The 19020-nt window shown below is 58.8% G+C and carries 17 protein-coding genes; 2 read left to right on the top strand and 15 right to left on the bottom strand.

The window, feature by feature from the left end:
* On the bottom strand, positions 1-249 hold the full coding sequence (locus ACYZT2_RS03720) for a hypothetical protein (protein ID WP_461970233.1): 249 nt from the start codon (positions 247-249) through the stop codon (positions 1-3).
* Between the two features lie 18 nt (positions 250-267).
* Between ACYZT2_RS03720 and ACYZT2_RS03715 the strand changes: the two genes are divergently transcribed.
* On the top strand, positions 268-1989 hold the full coding sequence (locus ACYZT2_RS03715; protein WP_461970231.1) for an O-antigen ligase family protein: 1722 nt from the start codon (positions 268-270) through the stop codon (positions 1987-1989).
* A 148-nt stretch (positions 1990-2137) separates the two neighbouring features.
* Here the strand turns inward: ACYZT2_RS03715 and ACYZT2_RS03710 are convergent, their stop codons facing one another.
* The 7 genes from ACYZT2_RS03710 to ACYZT2_RS03680 are packed head-to-tail and all read right to left on the bottom strand — an operon-like array spanning position 2138 to position 10316.
* Positions 2138-3022: a glycosyltransferase gene (locus ACYZT2_RS03710; protein WP_461970229.1), complete on the bottom strand. Its 885-nt coding sequence runs from the start codon at positions 3020-3022 to the stop codon at positions 2138-2140.
* Positions 3019-4173, bottom strand: a complete 1155-nt coding sequence (locus ACYZT2_RS03705) for a glycosyltransferase family 4 protein (RefSeq protein ID WP_461970227.1) — start codon at positions 4171-4173, stop codon at positions 3019-3021. The genes ACYZT2_RS03710 and ACYZT2_RS03705 overlap by 4 nt, the downstream gene beginning before the upstream one ends.
* Positions 4170-5054: a DUF6625 family protein gene (locus tag ACYZT2_RS03700; RefSeq protein WP_461970225.1), complete on the bottom strand. Its 885-nt coding sequence runs from the start codon at positions 5052-5054 to the stop codon at positions 4170-4172. The genes ACYZT2_RS03705 and ACYZT2_RS03700 overlap by 4 nt, the downstream gene beginning before the upstream one ends.
* A gap of 52 nt (positions 5055-5106) precedes the next feature.
* A complete protein-coding gene (locus tag ACYZT2_RS03695; RefSeq protein ID WP_461970223.1) occupies positions 5107-6540 on the bottom strand; it encodes a PIG-L deacetylase family protein in 1434 nt (477 codons plus the stop codon).
* A gap of 8 nt (positions 6541-6548) precedes the next feature.
* Positions 6549-7445 (bottom strand): antimicrobial resistance protein Mig-14, encoded by an 897-nt coding sequence (locus tag ACYZT2_RS03690; protein WP_461970221.1) that lies wholly within the window; start codon positions 7443-7445, stop codon positions 6549-6551.
* Positions 7445-8575, bottom strand: a complete 1131-nt coding sequence (locus tag ACYZT2_RS03685; RefSeq protein ID WP_461970219.1) for a glycosyltransferase — start codon at positions 8573-8575, stop codon at positions 7445-7447. The genes ACYZT2_RS03690 and ACYZT2_RS03685 overlap by 1 nt, the downstream gene beginning before the upstream one ends.
* Complete coding sequence (locus tag ACYZT2_RS03680) at positions 8559-10316, bottom strand: carbamoyltransferase family protein (RefSeq protein ID WP_461970217.1); 1758 nt, start codon at positions 10314-10316, stop codon at positions 8559-8561. Before ACYZT2_RS03680 ends, ACYZT2_RS03685 begins: the two co-directional genes overlap by 17 nt.
* Before the next feature lie 546 nt (positions 10317-10862).
* Here ACYZT2_RS03680 and ACYZT2_RS03675 point away from each other — a divergent pair.
* Entirely contained in the window at positions 10863-11675 is an 813-nt protein-coding gene (locus tag ACYZT2_RS03675) for a hypothetical protein (RefSeq protein WP_461970215.1), read from the top strand.
* A 96-nt stretch (positions 11676-11771) separates the two neighbouring features.
* On the opposite strand, the gene ACYZT2_RS03670 is transcribed toward ACYZT2_RS03675, so the two are convergent.
* From ACYZT2_RS03670 to waaF, 7 genes are read right to left on the bottom strand one after another with little or no spacing between them, the layout of a single operon-like run.
* Entirely contained in the window at positions 11772-13223 is a 1452-nt protein-coding gene (locus tag ACYZT2_RS03670; protein ID WP_461970213.1) for a lipopolysaccharide kinase InaA family protein, read from the bottom strand.
* Positions 13223-13975, bottom strand: a complete 753-nt coding sequence (locus ACYZT2_RS03665; RefSeq protein ID WP_461970211.1) for a lipopolysaccharide kinase InaA family protein — start codon at positions 13973-13975, stop codon at positions 13223-13225. Before ACYZT2_RS03665 ends, ACYZT2_RS03670 begins: the two co-directional genes overlap by 1 nt.
* The gene (locus tag ACYZT2_RS03660) at positions 13972-14706 is read right to left on the bottom strand and encodes a lipopolysaccharide kinase InaA family protein (RefSeq protein WP_461970209.1); all 735 of its coding nucleotides are present in this window, start codon (positions 14704-14706) and stop codon (positions 13972-13974) included. The genes ACYZT2_RS03665 and ACYZT2_RS03660 overlap by 4 nt, the downstream gene beginning before the upstream one ends.
* A complete protein-coding gene (gene rfaP / locus ACYZT2_RS03655) occupies positions 14706-15512 on the bottom strand; it encodes a lipopolysaccharide core heptose(I) kinase RfaP (protein ID WP_461970207.1) in 807 nt (268 codons plus the stop codon). The genes ACYZT2_RS03660 and rfaP overlap by 1 nt, the downstream gene beginning before the upstream one ends.
* Positions 15512-16633 carry a glycosyltransferase family 4 protein gene (locus ACYZT2_RS03650; RefSeq protein WP_461970205.1) on the bottom strand — a complete coding sequence of 374 codons (1122 nt, stop codon included), beginning with the start codon at positions 16631-16633 and terminating at the stop codon, positions 15512-15514. Before ACYZT2_RS03650 ends, rfaP begins: the two co-directional genes overlap by 1 nt.
* The gene (gene rfaC, locus ACYZT2_RS03645) at positions 16633-17694 is read right to left on the bottom strand and encodes a lipopolysaccharide heptosyltransferase RfaC (RefSeq protein ID WP_461970203.1); all 1062 of its coding nucleotides are present in this window, start codon (positions 17692-17694) and stop codon (positions 16633-16635) included. The genes ACYZT2_RS03650 and rfaC overlap by 1 nt, the downstream gene beginning before the upstream one ends.
* Before the next feature lies 1 nt (position 17695).
* Complete coding sequence (gene waaF / locus ACYZT2_RS03640) at positions 17696-18730, bottom strand: lipopolysaccharide heptosyltransferase II (RefSeq protein ID WP_461970201.1); 1035 nt, start codon at positions 18728-18730, stop codon at positions 17696-17698.
* Positions 18731-19020: the final 290 nt, after the last annotated feature.

Below are 19020 nucleotides of genomic sequence, written 5' to 3'. Positions count from 1 at the left end.
TTAGCACAGCTTCTTCAGGGTTCTGGCAATCGCATAAAGGCTGTTATTGTTAAGCGTCGCATCAAGCATCAAATAGCCATCACGCCGAAATGGCCGATCAACTTCAGGATTGAATCTCTCAGCATGCAACTCAGCGGTTTCAACAGCACGTCCAATCGAATCTTCGATTTCATTTGCCTCTGGATTCTTCCACTCGGCTATTTTCTGCTTCTGTGTGCGCTGTTCTTTCTCCCGGGCCGCAGCCTGCATCACAAGCTTTTTTATGGTTTGTTCAGCATTCCAGCGCTGATCGCGCTGTGCTTGCGCCCCCGTGAATTCAAGGAACTGCTCCGCGAACCGATCTTCGTCGCGATACTGCTATTCGCCGCCTGGGCCATGCTCAGCCTGAGCTGGGGGCCACCGATAGAGCATGGCGTCATACGTCAGATCAAGCCCTCCTTGCATACCCTGATGCTGGTCGCCGGCTGCTACCTGCTGGTGCGCTACCGCACCGAGATCGTCCAGCCGCTTCTGTTCAGCGCCGCAATGATCGGGCTGATCGCTTCGGTCTACAACTTGTTCATGTTTGCCCGCATCTACGAGCCGGGCATGCGCCTGATTGGGGGTGGCGCATTCGACAATCCGCTGCTCAGCTCCCATGTATTCGGTTTCTTTTGTACCTATTGGCTATGCCTGAGCATGACCTGCAAGCGTCGTCACATGCTCTGGCTGAGCATTCCGGCGATGGCGATCATGTTCGCCTCTGTGATCGCTACCGGGTCAAGAACGCCGTTGGTTGCGTTGACACTGGCCGCCCTTTGGCTGAGTTTCATTTGCTGGAACCGTCGTTCTTTCGTATTGCTGGGGGTCCTACTGATCAGCACCGCGGCGGTTGCCGTGCTGTTTTCACAGATGATCATCCTGCGCGGCGACTCCTATCGCTTCGAAATCTGGCAGATGGTCCTGCAAAAAATTGCCGATCACCCGTGGATAGGTCATGGCTACAACGCCAGCCTGATCCTCGACCCGGGTATTGGTTACACCTTGGGGGAGCCTCATAGCTTCGCCTTGGGCGTGCTTTACTACGTAGGCATCTTCGGCTTGCTGCCATGGTTGTTTTTTCAGGCCTGGGGTTTGCTGAGCAGCTGGCGCAATCGTCTGCAACCGCTGTTCATCATCGCCTCGACCTGGCTGATGTTCGGCATTGGGGCAGGCCTGACCGAAGGCGGCGGGATCATCTCTCGACCCAAGGAGCACTGGTTCCTGCTGTGGATTCCACTGGCACTGATCGCCGCGCTGAGCATCAACCAGCGAGCCCGGCGCCTGTTGGCGATGCCGGTCAAGATGTTGACCTCGACAGCCCTGCAACAGCTGACCGCCAGCGCCCAGGTGATCGAAGAAGATGGCCTGGGCCCCAAAGTCCTGCGCCTGACCGATGGCAGCTTCCTCAAGCTGTTCCGCCGGCGCCGCTGGTACACCTCGGGCAGCTTCAACCCCTATTCCGAACGTTTTGCCGCCAACAGCGAGCAACTACGTAACAAAGGGATCCCGACCCCACAGATTCTGGATCTGTACCGACTCGATGACGGCAGCAGTGCCGTGCACTATTCGCCACTGCCGGGCAACACCTTGCGTCAGGTGCTTCAAGGCATTACCGCGCCGGCGGTGCGTCAGGCACTGGTTGAGCGTTTCGGCAAATTCATGGCGCAGCTGCATGAGCAAGGCGTCTACTTTCGCTCCCTGCACCTGGGGAATGTATTGGTACTGAACGACGGAGAATTCGGCTTGATCGATCTGGCGGACATGCGCATCTATCCGTCATCACTGAGCCTGTCCCTGCGTCAGCGCAATCTGCGCCATATGCAGCGTTACACCGAGGATCGGCGCTGGCTGTTCGAGGATCATTTTGACGCGCTGCTTCAGGGATATGCCGTGACGGCGTCGAAAGCCGCCGTTGACAATCTGCACAGGCAAGTGCTGGCCGGAGGGCACCCGGCACGGATTCATTAATGTCCGAGACCAACCCATTCGTTGCGCGGGTGGCCTGGACCGATAGGCCGGCAAGAGTCTGACCGAGAGGATCGCTCGCCAAAGCTTGATAATGCACTCGATGCAGCAGCGGTTCGCCAGCTGCTGCATCGAACGCGTCAAGGCTGAATCAGTCTTTTTCCAGTGGCGAGAAATACAGCCGCCCCAGACCGCGCCAGGTCTTCTTGTTCCAGGCCTTGAACGGTATCTGCGCCAGCAGTTCCCGCGCTAGATTGCGATCGCGATTGGCGGTTTTCAGGAACATCGAGCTGAGAAACTTGTAGCGCACCTCGTCGTACAGCGGATGATCGCTGAACAGCGCGTAGGAGCGCAGGATGTTATCAATCATGAAGCGATGATTCTTGTAGGAGTTGGTGGCGTGCTTGCGATAGCGCGCCATCAGCACATTCAGGCCATCGATGAAGTAGCCGGCGCGGGTCACCTTCAACTCGATCAACAAGTCCTCCAGCCGAATGTTCGGATCAAAGCCACCCACCTTGTCCAGCGCTTCGCGGCGGATCATCAGGGTAGGTGCCGGCGGATAAGGCTTGCGCTCCAGGAACATGTCATCGAAATCCAGGCGACGGAAAGGCACATCGCGGTTCTGACGTTTCTCCGGGTACAGATTGCCGTCGGCGTCGATCAGCTCGATGTTGCCGGCGCAAATCCCGACCTCGGGCTTGCCGTCCATGTACGCTACCTGGGTGGCGATACGCTCCGGCAGCATGACGTCGTCGGAGCCGAATGGCACGATCAGGCTGCCCTTCGAACGAGCGATGGCGCCGTTGAGGGTATTGGTCAGCCCCTGGTTTTGTTGAACCCGGAAATCGAAACCGTGCTGCGCCTGCAAGGCGTTGATCCGCTCGACGCTGTCATCGCTGGAGCCATCATCGACGACCAGCAACTCGATATTTTTATAGGTCTGGTTGAGGACGCTGAGAATGCTTTCCTCGATATAGCGGCCGTGGTTGTACGACGCGATGATGATCGTGACGAGGGGTTGCGCGTCGCTCATGATTGTTCCTTGTGGGCTTGATTCAAGCCGGATTCGATCAGGTCCAGGTATTGCTGCCGGAACACTTCGATATCGTGTTGTTCCTGGAGATAACGGTAGGCCTGTTCGCCCTTTGCCTTGAGCTCGTCATCCGACAGCCCAAGGTAGTTATCCAGCGCTGCGACCAGGGTCGGCACGTCTGCCGGGGTAATCGTCAGACCACCTGCGCCCTGAATCAGCGGTAACATTGCCGGCACGTTCGAGGCGATCACCGGCAGGTGTCCGCTCATGCCCTCCAGCAACGCCAACCCCAAGCCTTCAGCCAGGGATGGCATGGTCCAGATGTCGAACGCTCGAACATACTGCAAAGCGTTTTCCTTGAACCCCAGCAAATGCGCGCGACCGGTCAGGCCAAGGCGCTCGATTTCGCCGGCCAGGGGCGACTCTTCACGCCCTGCACCGATGATTGCCAGTTGAGTATTGGGGTATTTGTCCTTGAGGGCGGCAAAGGCCTGCAGCAGATAGGTGTGCCCCTTGACTGGCACCAACCGGCCCAATGCACCGATCAAGCGCACCGACGGATCAATGCCCAGCAGCTCGCGAGCCTGTTCGCGGCTGTGCTGCAAACCCTCTGCCTGTTCAATGTCGATGGCGTTAGTGATCGCGTAGGTATTCTGGTCGGTGAAGCCGCAGTCACAATCAAGCAGGTACTGTTTGACCGCCGGCGACACACCGACGAAGCGCCAATGGCGATCGACCAGGCGCTGGGTCTGGCGACGCCGGTAAAACCGGTCGTACTCGCCAAATCCATGGGAGATGCCGATGCATAGCGGTACCTTCAACCAACGGTTGAGCGCCAGCATCATGTTCACCGGTTTGAAGCGGTTGCAAATCACCACATCGAATTTTTCTGCACGGCAGAACTTGTACACCTGCCACATCGCCCGCAGGCGCATGCCCTTGAGGGACTTGTCGGAAAACTCGAAATACACCGAACGGTCGGCGCGGCTCACCGCTTCGCCAGGCCCCGGTTTGCCACGCAAAAACGCCGCGGTCACTTCATAGCGATCGCTTGGCAGAGCCTTTACGATCTGCTCCGCAAGGTCGGCAAAATCGTGGGCTTTGACGTTGTAGTCAGGCTGCAATTGCAGAACCTTTGACCGTTGGCTCATAACTCTCCCCGGTGAAAACCAGTCGCATCGATGATCCAGGCCGGTTCGGCGGCGATGCGCCTGACCTCGGCCGGATCGGGTGGAGGCAACCGTGACCATTCATTGCGTTTCCAGCAGACGAAGTGGAAATACGGAAACCGGCGATCGCCATCGCGATCATTAGTCAAACAGCCATTGCGCCAATACCAGTGACGCGGAAAGTCATCCGTGCCGTCGTGCCACTTGATGCAACCACCTGGTGTGCTGAACGCCTCAGTGAACTCGCTGCGGCGGCGCCAAGGATTGAACTTGCCTACCAGAGAGAACAAAGGCTCGGGGAAATTCTTGCGCCAGAGGAAAATTCGACTGAATGCCCCCTCGTCCAGCGCGTGATGTGCCTGGTCGGTAAAGCGTGTTTGCCAGTCCTTGATCTGCATGAACAACTCACGCTTGCGCGCGGTGTTGCGCATCAGGCAAAGGTGTCCCGCTACTCGCCGCTCATGAGTAGAGAACAGGTCATAACTGGCCAGCCGAGTCGAGGTGAAATAACTTCGCAGGTCACCATACACCAGATCAATATCGCCGAACGCCCAGAAATCATAGCCCTGCAGGCGGTCGACATGGATATGCCCCAGCGCCGGCTTGATGTCGCAGAGCTTGTACGCGGCATCAGGCGCAAAGTCGATATTCAGTCGCCGCGACACCAGCGCGCAGTACTCATTGAAGCTCATGGCCTCGACCGTTACGTTGGGCGGCAGATTCTCGGGCGTACCGCAGTCACTGAACAGCAACCAATCGATATCGGGGTTGCGCCGGCAACTCTCGAGGAAAAACGGCATCCAGAACGGCCAATGACCGAAATACGGGATGAGGAAAAGAATACGCGGGCATGGATTGATCACAAAAATACTCATTGCAGCTTAAATACGCAGCCATGCTAGGCCGCGTGACATTTCATTTCTGCCGTGCAGATGTTTCATCATGCTTCAAAACCCAGAACAACTCATGGCGTCTGACCGCCTTGCGAAAGAAATCGTTCTCACCGTAGACGGACGGCACTCTACTAGCCAAGAGCCACTGCAACAACCGCCGCAGGCGCCGTTTGAACGGAAGCTGTGGTTGCAAGTCGTGCATCATGCCCAACGCCATCGCTTTATCGCGCTGACGCTCCAAAGAGAGTGGCAGGCAGCATGGCTGCATCGGCGCTACCGAATCGAACGCTGGTGGCAGAGCGATGCCATGACCCGCGCCACCCATTGGCCAACGATCATTGTCGTGCAGGTGATTGGCATAGCCCAGGATGGTGGTCGGCTGCCATTCCAACCCTTTCAACGCTTCAAGAACCGCTTGCTGGGCACAGATATGATCAGGGTGCGGATCGAGGGTCGGGTGTGGCAGCACAATCACTTCCGGACGGGCTCGCAGCAGCAGTTCACGCAGATCGGCCAGCAAATTATCCCAGCTCGGCACACCGTCGATGTCACCCGGCAGGACACATGGATTCAATTGACGGAACAAGCGGGTGTCGCTCAAATCCGCTTCCCGCGAACCCACCGGAGTGCCCGGCGCGGCCTGCATCGCTGCCAATTGCAGACAAAAATACCCCAACTGCACGCAATGTGCCTCGGGCACCCCGGCCCAGCGCGGCACAGCGATGCTGTCCCAGGCACGTAAACGCCCCTTGAGGCGAGCCGCTTCGGCCTGGTTCAGGCCCAATTGTTGATAACGTTCGGCTTCGATTTCGCCCGCAGTCAGGGTGACGATCCAGGTTTCGGCGGCTTGGCTGTACAAACCGTAGGCGGCCAATTCAGCATCGTCGGCGTGAGGCGCGATCACCATCACCCGCTGACGGCGGTAGTCCGGATACTCGAACGTCCAGAGCACAGGCTCGCCGAGCAATCGGCAGAAACGCCCGCGCAAACGCAACTCACCTTGCGACAGTACCTGCGCCTGACCCGTGAGATTCAGATAACGCAGGCCATTTACACCGCGCTCGAAGGTTTGCCGGTCGGGATTATCGCCACCCGACAACTCGATCACCGGATCGATAAAGCGCCCCAGCCACGTGCTTTTCACTCGTAAAGCCAGCACCAGCGTAGCGTCATCGACAAGCATGACACCCTCGTCCAGCCGCAGTCGCTCACCGTCGAGATGAACTTTTGGCTGCTGTGTATACGGCGGGAAGCTGTATTGATAATTGTCTTTGGGCGAATAAAACAGATGATCGGCGAACCACGCCTCATGGGCAATCCAGCCCAGCACCGCAAGCACCAGCGGTAGCCACCAGGCGACCAGCACGCCAATAGCGATCAACAGTATCAGCGCGATCAACAGACCAATGCGTTTGTTGCGCCGATGGCGCTTGAGCAGTTGCTGTTTGCGACTCATTGGTTGGCTCATACGGTGAAGACCGGCACAGAGTTGCACCAACGATCCTTGTACTCACGGTCGGTCCGACCAAAGGAAAACCGCAGGGGCTTATTCAGCGCGCGTGCATGTTCCCAGGCACTTTGGGTGTTGAGAAAACTCAGCACGCTACCGGGGCTGAATTCCCGGGTCTGGGGATCGACGCCGCCGTTGACGTACTCGACGCTGATCCACTCCGGCGCCTCGACGCGGTACACCAATTGAATCGCAATCGGTGCGTCATTGAGGAAAATCACCGAGCCGATGAGCAACTCGCGCAACAGCTCGATCACCTCGCCCATGCGCTCGGCACCAGTGGCCGGGAAACCCCAGCGACGCTGGAACAAGTCGCAATAGATAGCCGCCAGCTCGCTGCTGGAGAACTCGGTAACCGGCCGCGCCACACCGCCCGCCTCTTCCAGCAGGCGCAATTCGCGGCGCTGGTTGTAGCGAAACTTCTTCGACAGCTCTTCAGGCGTTCGCGCCATAGCCAGCTGTTCGACCTGCAGTTTCATTCCGGTGAAATGACCTTCGTTCAAGGCCGACAAGTAACGGCCGCGATGGCGCAACGGTGCCTGGGCACCCGCAGCGGCCGGCAGGATCAACTCGGCATTGCCGAGGTCGAACAGACCCTTTTTACCACTGCGCTTGAGCACGTCCTTGGACAGCGCCAGGTCGCGACCCCAGGTCGGGATGGCGGCTTTCACTTCGCCGTTCTGTTCCCAGGCCAGATAGCGCACCGCAATATCCGCCAACTGTGCCAGACGCTCAACCACTAGAGGATGAGTCGCGACGCTGCCGCCAAAACGTTGCCAGGCTTGTGCATAGGTCGAGGCGTCGACCTGCGCCCAGCCACGTTCGCGCCAGCCTTGAAATCGGTTGAGCATCAGCCCCTCGGTGCCAGTTCGGTGACGTGCGGCAAATGCCAAAAAGCATCGCGTACCGCGCGATCGGAGAAGCGCTCACGCAAGCGGTCGAACATCAGTTCGGCACACTGGCGACGTTGCTGTTCGTCCATCGCGGCCAGATGTTGCAACCCTTGAGCCAGATGCTCGGCATCGCCCAACGGAAACAGAATGCCTACGCCTTCGACCACTTCCCAGGCCCCACCGCACGCGGTCGCGAGCAACGGCACACCGGCGGCCATGGCCTCCAGCAATACCATGCCGAACGGTTCGTGATCGGAACTCAGGGCAAACACATCGAAAGCGCGGAAGTAACGACGCGCCTCGGGCACCTGGCCGAGGAACAGCACGCGATCGCCGATACCCAGTTCGCGCGCCAGGCCCTTGAGGTCCTGTTCCAACCGACCGCTGCCAAGGATCACCAATTGACTGTTGGCCGGCAACCCCGGCAATGCCGCGGCGAAACCGTGTAGCAGCGTGGCCTGATCCTTGTCCGGATGCAGGCGCCCGACGTTGCCGACAATCCAGGCATCCATCGACAGACCGAGGGTTTCCCGGGCCTCGCGAACCGATACCTGACTGGTCTGCAGCGCCTGCACATCGACACGGTTATAAAGCGTCTGAACCCGCTCGACCGGCCATTTCGGCAAACAACGGCGCATGTCGTCACGCACGGCATCGGAGACCCCGAGCAGGCTCAGGCGCTTGCGGAAAATATTCGCGAACAGTTTGCGGGTGCCGCGCTGGTAATCGCCAAACGCGTGATGCACGCCAATGACCGGCAACGAAGTGCCGAGCAAGGCGATGTAGATCGGTTTGAAACGGTGAGCAATGCAGAAACTGAAATTGCGCGAGGCGGCGATCTTGCGCAGATCGCCGATGGCGCCCAGCTTCAGGCCACGAATGGCCTTGGAGCTGTATTCCATGAACAGCACTTCATCGGAAGCGCAGCTCGCCGCGACTTGGCTATCTGCAGCCCCCGTCAGAAACACCGTGGTCACTCGATAACCGGTCCCCGCGAACAGACTGGCGTATTGCCGGGCGCAGTCCAGAAACGGGCCGTCATAGCCGTGACAGAACTGCAGCACATGGCGTTCAGCCGAGCGTGTCATAAGCGTCCGCACCTTCTTTGACCACCAGAATGTCTTCCATGATCAGGTACTGCAGGTCGGAACCGAAGAACATATTCAAGGCGTCGGTCGGCGAGCAGATCATCGGCTCGCCACGACGGTTGAGCGAAGTGTTCAGCGACACGCCGTTACCGGTCAGCATTTCCAGCGCCTTCATCATGTCGTAGTAGCGCGGGTTGTATTCGCGCTTGAGTACCTGGGCCCGGGATGTGCCGTCTTCGTGGACGACTTCCGGCACGCGGGTCTTCCACTCTTCAGCCACTTCGAAGGTAAAGGTCATGAACGGTGCCGGGTGATCGATCTTGATCATCTGCGGCGCAACGGTGTCGAGCATCGACGGGCAGAAAGGCCTCCAGCGCTCACGGAACTTGATCTGGTGGTTGATCCGGTCAGCCACGCCGACAGCGCTCGGGCAACCGATGATCGAACGACCGCCCAAGGCGCGTGGACCGAATTCCATGCGGCCCTGGAACCAGGCCACCGGGTTGCCGTCGACCATGATTTTGGCGATCTGCTCCGGCATGTTGTCGAGCTTGCGCCACGCAGGTTTGTTCGCATGACGGGCGCAGGCGGCGATCACGTCTTCGTTGCTGTAGGACGGGCCGAGGTAGACGTGTTCCATCTTCTCGACCGGTACACCACGGGCGTGGGACACGTAAGCCGCAGCTCCAACCGCGGTACCGGCGTCGCCGGACGCAGGCTGAACAAACAGTTCTTTGATGTCGTCACGGGCGATGATTTTCTGGTTCAGCTTGACGTTCAACGCACAGCCACCGGCGAAGGCCAGTTTGCCGGTTTCCTTGAGCACGTCGCCCAGATAGTGGTCGATCATCTGCAACGCCAGCTTCTCGAACAGCGCTTGCATGCTCGCGGCGTAATGAATGTACGGCTCGTCGGCGATGTCGCCTTCGCGCTTCGGTCCCAGCCACTCGATCAGCTTCGGCGAGAAGTAGAAACCCTTGCCCTTCTCTTTATAGCGACGCAGGCCGATGACGTTGGCGTATTCGGTGTTGATCACCAACTCGCCGTTCTCGAACGAAGCCAGGCGCGAGAAATCGTATTTGCTGGCATCGCCATACGGCGCCATGCCCATGACCTTGAACTCACCGTCGAGCATCTCGAAACCGAGGAACTCGGTGATCGCGCCGTACAGGCCGCCGAGGGAGTCCGGATCGAAGAATTCCTTGATCTTGTGGATCTTGCCGTTTTCGCCGTAACCGAAAAAGGTCGTGGCGTACTCACCCTTGCCGTCGATCCCCAGGATCGCGGTTTTCTCTTTGAAACCGGAGCAGTGGTAAGCACTGGAGGCGTGGGCCAGGTGATGCTCGACTGGCTCGATCTTGATTTTCTTCGGATCGAAACCCAATTGCTCGAGACACCAGACAATCTTGTTGCGATAGCGCTTGTAGCGACGGTTACCCATCAGGATCGCGTCGAGCGCGCGGTCCGGGGCGTACCAGTAACGCTTGGCGTAATGCCAGCGAGCCTTGCCGAACAGGCTGATCGGCGCGAACGGAATCGCTACCACATCAACGTCGGATGGCTTGATGCCGGCCTGCTCGAGGCAGAACTTCGCCGACTCGTAAGGCATGCGGTTCTTTGCATGTTTATCGCGCACAAAGCGCTCTTCCTCAGCCGCCGCGACCAGCTTGCCGTCGATGTACAACGCTGCGGAAGGATCATGGCTAAGGGCGCCGGACAGGCCAAGAATCGTCAATGCCACAGGGGTCTAGCCTCTTTAGTCTGCATGCAGGCGCAAGGCGCCTCAAAAATTAATGTGCCCTCGCAAGGGGCGAGAGACAGCTAAAGGGCGGGATTATAGCGTAAACATGGCGGGAATGACCCAGTGGTTATTACCCCTGTAAAGATCAAGCAGGCGAACGCTTCGCGGCAAGGCTCAGCCACGACCGGCTCTCCAGCAAATAATGATATTACTGTCCGTAGCCTGCCGATAAATGAAACTGTCGGAGACACCTGAAAGGGTCAGATCCCGCAACAGCCATTTCCATCATCAAAATCGGCCCTCCGAGCACGTCAGGAAAACTAGATCGTGGCAATTCAGATCACACTTCAGGGCCTCCTAAGATTGCGTAGGGCACTCACACAACTTCACGAGACCATACTCCTGCCGACAAACCGCACCGCATACATTAAGACCATGCCTTTTATTCGCAACCGATCTAAATAACTATCATTTCTGACAGGTGTAAAAAAACCTCCGTTCAATTCAAATGAAGCACCTCACAAGTACTATAAATTGGAGCTTCGTATGAAATCGATGTTTTATAGCAAAAAAAAAGATGGCTTTTCCGCCACCCAGGAACTGTTCCTACCTAGAGTCAGGGGCACCCCGTCGACCCAACTGAACACTCCGATTCTGGGTTACAGGGCATTCTTTACGGGCGAGATTCGTTTGTTTTGGGGATCGGAAAAGTGGGGGGTGGTCATTCCGGAAGAGGCCGCCGATAGCCCAATCATCATGCCGATCAGCACCCGTAAATCAGATGCAGGCGCCAGCATCCAGATTACCTGGCGTGCCATTGAAGACCCCACCGAATACACCTCCGAACTGATCCCCATCTCAGAACCGGGCAACGTGGAGTTTGTCCCCATACCCGAGCAAGAAACCAAGAGATTCAGCGACAAAACAGTGAACGTCACCTATCAAATTGCCCTGAACGACAAGGTAGAAATTTCACCGACACTAAAAATCGCGGTCGCGCCGAAGCTTATCTACCAACCTGCCATTATCCAAGGCGTGGTCAACGGGGAGCTCAACGTTTCTGACTATCCCGACGGGTTAAAAATAACCATCCCGCCTATCACCAATTACCGCGAATACAATGCCCTACAAATCATCTGGGGGGTGCTCAACCCAGATACAAATGAGCGGGTAGTCTGGTTTTCCAAGACGGTGCGCCTCAGCAACCCTGATAAAGACTACATTTTCACCCTTACTCCTGATAACTATTTGGATTACCCCGGCTATTCGGCGTTTTTTCAATGGTCCATCTGGCTCGGTGCAGAAATGGATGAACGATTGATATGGAGTACGGGAATTACCGAGCTCGTTTTGAAGTGATATCAGACGCTTTATTGCTGTGCCAGAAAAGCCGAAGCCCGCACTCAGCGGGCTTCTGCATTTATATGTTGACCGGACAACGCCCGACTTACGGGGTCACGACACCTGATCAATTGTCTTGGGCAAACGCTGATCAATGACTTGATAGAGAGCGCTGTTTTCCGGCCAATTGCGCATGAATCGAGCCCGATCTCGCGCATACGCGGGGGCAAAGCTACTCACCGAACCATGCTGACACATCGAATCCAGATCAATCAGCGCCCAGCGATCCTGCTGCCAGAACAGGTTATGCCCCTTGAAATCGCCATGGCTGATGCGTTCGCCAATCAGCTCGGCAAACAAATGATCCAGCGCCTGCAACTCGGCTTCCGGTGCCTCACCGCTTTCAACATAAGGTGCAAACCGCTCGATGATGTCCGGCCCAGGCAAATACTCGGTCACCAGATACGCCCGGCTGCGCAGCCAGAAAAAACGCTTCTCCAATAACGCCAACGGCTTGGGCGTGGCGATCCCCAGGAATGCCAGGCGATTGCCTTCACGCCATGAGTGCCAGGCGCGGCTCGGGCGCCAGAAACGTTTGAGCCAATGGGCAAAGCCTTTGATGTTGTAGCGCTTGACCACCAATGTACGACCCGCCACCTCGACCTTGCCGACGCTCGCCGCGCCGCCGGTCTTGTACAGATGGCCTTGATCGAGCAAGGCATCGGCCTGCTCCAGCACCGGCAACATCGCCGCCTCTTCCTCACGGCGAATCGCCCGCAAGCCGAACGCTCCGCGCTGGACGCTGAACAACGTGCATTCGCGGCCGACCTTGATCAGGAAATCCTTCAAACGCCAGCGACGGACCTTGTCGATCTGCTTCTGCAACGCTTCCATGGGCAAGGCATGCTCGCCGTTCCCCAGCAGGTAATACACCAGCAATTCTTCGGTGAAGGGTTCCAGCGATTTAGGCAATTGGGCGAAAAACACCCCGAGGTTTTCCAGGACTTTCTGCTGCGACAGTGGCTTGCCAGCCGTCTCGGCACAGATCCCGGCGCCATCGATCAAATACAACTGACCGCCATGGCGCAACAGGTTGTCCAGGTGCAAGTCTTCTTGCCACAGGCCCTTGCTGTGCAGATGACCGATCGCGCCCAACGCCTCGGCCAGCACCGCGGATTGTTCATCCGCCAATACGGGCAAGTGTTCGACCTGTTTCCAGGCGTCTCCCAGGCTCTCGGCACCTTCAAGAAAATCGAACAACAACCAGCCGCCCTCGCCGTCCTTCAGGCCATCAGCCAATAACAACGGTGTGGTCAGCCCCTGAGCGGCGAGCAAACGCACGCCGTCCAGTTCACGCTTAAAGTGCCGTGCCGCTTTACCGCCGACCAGCAATTTGGCCAGCACCGGCCGGCCGCGCCAGACGCCGGCGCCCACATAACGCTGACCCGGCAATACCCGCAGCAGGCTCAGCAATTGCAACTCTGCAGGCCCCGCGGCATCGGCCAGTGGAATGCTCAGCGGCAGGCTTGGGCTGCGGCCCGCGTTTTTCAGCTCGGACAAACGCATCAACGCGTCTCCTTGTGACTGCGTCGCGCACTCAGGCGCGATACCCAACTGTCCACCAGCGAACTGTTCAATGGTTGAGCCAGATAAACCGCCAACAATTCGCGCAGCTGGCTTTCGCTCCATTCCGGCGCCCGACGCAGCAACGGCTCCAGGTCCTTGACCCGATCACGCTGGCCGAACAACAGCGGGCGGGTTTTTTCCAGGTCGATCAACTGAGCCTGATAACCGTCACCGGTGGCCTGAAGAAAAATATGCTTGGGATAGAAGCAACCGTGCAGTTGACGCACCTCGTGCAGACGTCGCGCCAGTTGCCCACAGGCTTTCAGAATCGCCGAGTGCTGCGCCGCGCTCAGGTCGGACCAACGCTGCAACAGTGAATCCAGATCATCCCAACCGTCCAGCGCGCGGGTCAGCAGAATCGCCCGGACTTCGCCGCCGACCTTGCGCTCACCGAAGAACGCCGCCTGCAGCGCCGGAACACCCAGTTTCCGATAACGACTGATGTTGCGAAACTCACGGGCAAAACTTGGCTCGCCAAAGGGCGAATGCCATGTATGCATCAGGTAGTTGCTCTGGCGCTTGAGGTAGTAGCCATGACCCTCCAGCTCCAGCCGAAACACGCTGCTCCAGCCATCACCGACGATGTTGGGTTCATCCACCGCCTCGAGTTGTTTGGCCCAGAGTGCATCGAAGTTGCCGAGGCCATGACGCTCAAGCAGCGCACGGTCTTCAGCAGCCAGAAAATCAGTCATTCGCGTCCCTCGAAAAATCTCACCACGTGCCGAATCCGTTTCTTGTCGGCGGCATCGAGCCGGGTGCATTGGCGGTATTGCAGGTAGAAGCGCAGGCGCTGGGTGGCCGACAGGTGATATTTGGCAACTTTGTCCAGACAAGCCAGGTCCTTGGTGATCCGGTACTTGAGCCAGAAGCCGCTCCAGAAATCACCGTTGGGGCAGTCGATCAGAAACAGCCGCGCCTCATCGTCGATCAGGAGATTGCGCCACTTCAAATCATTATGGGTAAACCGGTGGTCGTGCATCGTCCGGGTATAGCCCGCCAGCTGTCGACTGATGTTGTCGACCCAGGCGCGGTCCGCCAGCTTCGGATCATGCCGATCAGCCAGGGCCGACAAATCTTCGGTATGGGGCAGCTCGCGTGTGATCATCGCCCCACGGTCGTATGCCACACCGCGCCGCTCCAGTCCCCAGGCCACTACTTCGGCGGTGGGAATGCCCCATTTGGCGAAACGCTTGAGGTTTTGCCACTCAGCTTTCACCCGCGGCTTGCCCAGGTAACGGCGCAGGCCTTTGCCGGCGCCGACGTAGCGCTTGACGTAATAGTTGACGCCATTGCGCTGGACGCGAATGACCTCGGACAGTGGATCGCGGGTCAGTCGCTCGCCCTTGAGCGCGAACACCGCGTCAAGACTGCCAAAGTCTTCTGCCAGATCGTTGTAAGCAGGTTCCAGTGTCCAACCCGACATCAGAGCGCATCCCCGTATCGCTGTTTACGCTCGTAGAGCTTGTTGGCCTTGCCTTCGAGCCATGCCAGCAGTCCCGCTTCTTCAGCCAGAATCTGGCGCAGCGGCTGCTGGAAGTACCCCTTGAGGAAACGCAGTTTGTCGCGACGGGTCAGGCCAATATCCAGCGCCGAAAAATACAGCGCCGCCAAGTCCTTGTTGCGCCAGCGCTGGGTAATCGTCGGACGGGTCTGAGCACGGTGCAGATCGATCACCGACAACTTGAAATCGTCGGCTGTTACCGGTTTGTCGGTGTGCAGCAGGAAGTGGCAGATGTAGCAGTCGCGATGGTTGACCCCGGCGCGGTGCATCATGCCGGTCATGCGCGCGACTTCGGCGATCAAGGCGCGCTTGAGTTTTGGCTCGGGCGGCTGCTTGATCCAGTCGATGCTGAAATCTTCGAGGCTGACGGTGGGCGCCAGCTCTTGCGTGACGATGAACGAATGCTGGTCCGCCGGGTTGCTGCCCTTTTCGCCGTAAGCCACAGCGGTCATGGTCGGCACACCGACTTCTTGCAGGCGCGCAATGGCCTTCCACTCCTGGCCCGCGCCAAGCACTGGCAGCTTGGCGGTCAGCAAGTTTTTGAAGATCTCACCCCAGCCGATGCCCCGGTGGATTTTCACGAAGAACCCGTGACCGTCCACTTCAGTACGCAGTGTCCGGCGCGCTTCAAGCTCGCGGTACACCTCGCCCTTGAGGCCCTCGACTTCGGCGAACGGGTCGCGTCCGGCCCAGAGGCTCTTGAACGGTTCAGCCAGCATCAACTTCATTAAGCGTGCTCCGCCAGAATCACATCGGCCGCGTGCTGCGGCATGCTATAGAGGTCGGCCGTCTCGGCGAAAGCCAGACCGTTGCGGCTCCAGGCCGCACGTGCATTTGCGTCGTTCAACATACCGGTCAGGTACTGCGTCAGTTGCGCCTGATCGAAGGGTTCGTTCAGCACCAGCCCCGCATCGGCCTCGGCGATGTAATGGGCATAGCCGCACACCGCGCTCACCAGCACCGGCAAGCCGGCTACCACGGCTTCAAGCAGCACCGTCCCGGTGTTTTCGTTGTACGCCGGGTGGATCAACAGATCGGCACCGAGCAGGAAACGCGGGATATCGCTGCGGCCCTTGAGGAACTGCACGTTGTCACCGAGCCCCAATGTGGCGCTCTGCAACTGGAATACTTTGGGGTCGTCCTGGCCAATTACAAACAGCCGGGTACGTTTTTTCAGCTCGGCGGGCAAGGCGGCCAGCGCCTTGAGGCTGCGATCCACGCCTTTGGTCTTGAACCCGGAGCCGATCTGTACCAGCAGCAGCTCATCATCTTTCAGGTTGAATTCGCGACGAAACCCGGCACGGATCTCGGCGGCATTGGCCGGCGCGCGACGATCCGCAGAGATACCCGGCGGCAGCAAATGGAAGCGCGCAAGCGGCGTGTCGTAATGCTTGATGAACAGCGGCTGCTGCACTTCGGAAATCATCAGCACTTCGGTTTTGGCATCCTTGGCGAACACCGCGCGCTCGTACTCGGCGAAGTGCCGATAGCGACCCCAACGACGGTACAGCGAGTTGCGCAGGTTTTGCGCCTTGTCTTCGAAGCAGCCGTCGGCGGCGTAGTAAACGTCCAGGCCGGGCATCTTGTTAAAACCGATCAGGCGGTCCACCGGACGCTTGGCCAGATCGGCCTCCATCCATTCGGTGAGTTTCTCGTTGCGCCGATGATTGAAGAACGCCTTGACCGGCGCTACCAGCACTTCGAAACCCGGCGGAACATCGCCTTCCCAGATCAGCGTGTAGACGCGAATCTGATGGCCGCGCTGCTGGCATTCGAGGGCGATGCGCATGAAATCGCGCTGCAAGCCACCAAACGGAAAATATTTGTACAGGACAAATGCCAATTGCATCAGCGCAGCTCCTCAGCCAGTAACAACGTGCTCAGTCGGCTGGCCACACGCTCGGGATTCAGACGCGTGAAGCACAGGGGCCACTCGCGTTTCAGGTCGAACCGACGGGCATCGTCGGCCGTCGGTTGATAGGTGCATTTCTTTTGCAGGCATGGCGCGCAGGGGAAGTCGCTGGCGATGTGAATCTGCGACTTGCCGTACGCGCCGGTCAGGCCCGGGTTGGTCGGACCGAACAGCGACAGGGTCGGTACGTCCAGCGCCGCAGCGAGGTGACCGAGACCGGTGTCCACCGCTACGCAGGCTTGCGCTCCGGCCAGGACTTTGCCGACACCCGCCAGGTTCAGTTTGGGCAGCACTTCGACGTGTCGCATGTCTTGGGCGATGCGCTCGGCGCGGGCCTTTTCGATCGGATTACCCCACGGCAGCTTCACCGCCACGCCGAGGTAACCCACCCGCTCGGCCAACTCGCGCCAATAGGCTTCGGGCCAGTGCTTGGTGTCCCAGGTGGTGCCATGGAGAAACACCACGTACGGATTCTTGCGTGGCAACTCCACCAGTCGCTCGACGTTCAAGCCATAGTCGCCCAGGCCTTTGGGCAGGTCGTAACCCAATGCCACTGCGAACAGCTGACGCACTCTCTCTACCGCGTGCTGCCCACGGGCCACGGCCAGACGTCGGGAGTAGAAACGCGCGGCGATCGGTTCGCGGGCCGAGTTCTTGTCCAACCCGGCCACCGGGGCTTTGGCGTAGCGAGTCAGCAACGCGCTTTTCAGCAGGCCCTGGGCATCGATCACCAAGTCATATTTGGTCGCGCGAATGCTTTGTTTGAAGCGCTTCCACTCACCACTTTTGATGGTCTGCCAGATGTTCTTGCGCCAGCGACGGATCGCCACCGGGATCACCTTGTCCACGGCCGGGTGCCAGGTCGGAATCTCGGCGAAGCCTTCTTCCACCACCCAGTCGAACGTGATGCCGGGAATCGCCCGCGCCGCGTCGGTCAACGCTGGCAACGCGTGAATCACGTCGCCCAGCGAAGAAGTCTTGATCAACAGTACCCGCAAACTATTTGACCTCGACCACAGTGCCCAGCAACCGCTGCAAGGCTTCGTTCACCGCTTTCGGCATGAGCTGGCGCAAGCAATTGTAATGACCGAAACGGCAGGTGCGATCGAAGCATGGACTGCATTCGATGCCCAGGCGCACGATTTCGACGTGCTCGGCCAGTGGTGGTGTGAAACCCGGCGAAGTCGAGCCGTACACTGCCACCAACGGGCGGTTCAGCGCGGCGGCCACGTGCATCAGGCCGGAGTCATTGGAGACCACCGCATCGGCGCAGGACAGCAGATCGATGGCCTCGGCCAGAGACGTGTCGCCACTGAGGTTCACCGACTCTTCACGCAGACCGGGAATCAGCCGTGCACGAATGTCTTCGCCCACCGCGTGATCGTTTTTCGAGCCGAACAGCCAGACCTGCCAGCCTTCACGGATCTTCGCTTCGGCGACCTTGGCGTAGTGCTCGGACGGCCAGCGCTTGGATTCGCCGAACTCGGCGCCGGGGCACAGCGCCAACACCGGACGGTCGAGGGCCAGACCGAACTTGGCCAGTGCGCCGTCGCGGGTCACCGGGTCGATCTGCAGGTTCGGCCGTGGATACGGCTTCGGCAGCTCGACGCCGGGCTCAAAGGCCAGAGCCATGAAGCGCTCGATCATCAGCGGGTAACGTTCTTTGTCGAGCGTGCGCACGTCATTGAGCAGGCCGTAGCGGAATTCGCCACGCCAGCCGGTGCGTTTCGGGATACCGGCGAAAAATGGCACCAACGCCGACTTCAGGGAGTTGGGCAGCAGGATGGCCTGGTCGTACTGACCGGCCAGGGATTTACCGATGCGCCGACGCGTCGCCAGCTCCAGCACGCCGTGGCCCAGTGGAAAGCTCAAGGCCTGGCGCACTTCGGGCATGCGCTCGAGAATCGGCCGGCTCCACTCGGGGGCCAGCACGTCGATTTCGCACTGCGGGTGGCGCTGTTTGAGACACTGAAAAAGTGTCTGCGCCATCACCATGTCACCGACCCAACTGGGCCCAACGATCAGAATTTTCATGTGGTTTCCAAAAACGAGCAGGGGAGGCATACGCCTCCCCGCCTCGAGAATCCAGCACCTGCGGGGGTGAACCCTCAGGTCATTTGGACGAGCCGATTGGGGCTCGTCGGATCAATTTTGTGCACATCCATGCAATACAGCTTAGCGCCTTCAATCTACCTGACACCGCAGACCCAGTGTGGGAGCGAGCCTGCTCGCGATGGCGGCCTGACAGTCAGCATAAATGTTGAATGTGACGGCCTCATCGCGAGCAGGCTCGCTCCCACAGGGGTATCAGGTGCTACAAATAT

The sequence above is a fragment of the Pseudomonas sp. MDT1-85 genome (assembly GCF_054898065.1).
The sequence above is the reverse complement of the archived record's forward strand: the minus strand, read 5'-3'. Positions and strand labels throughout refer to the sequence as shown.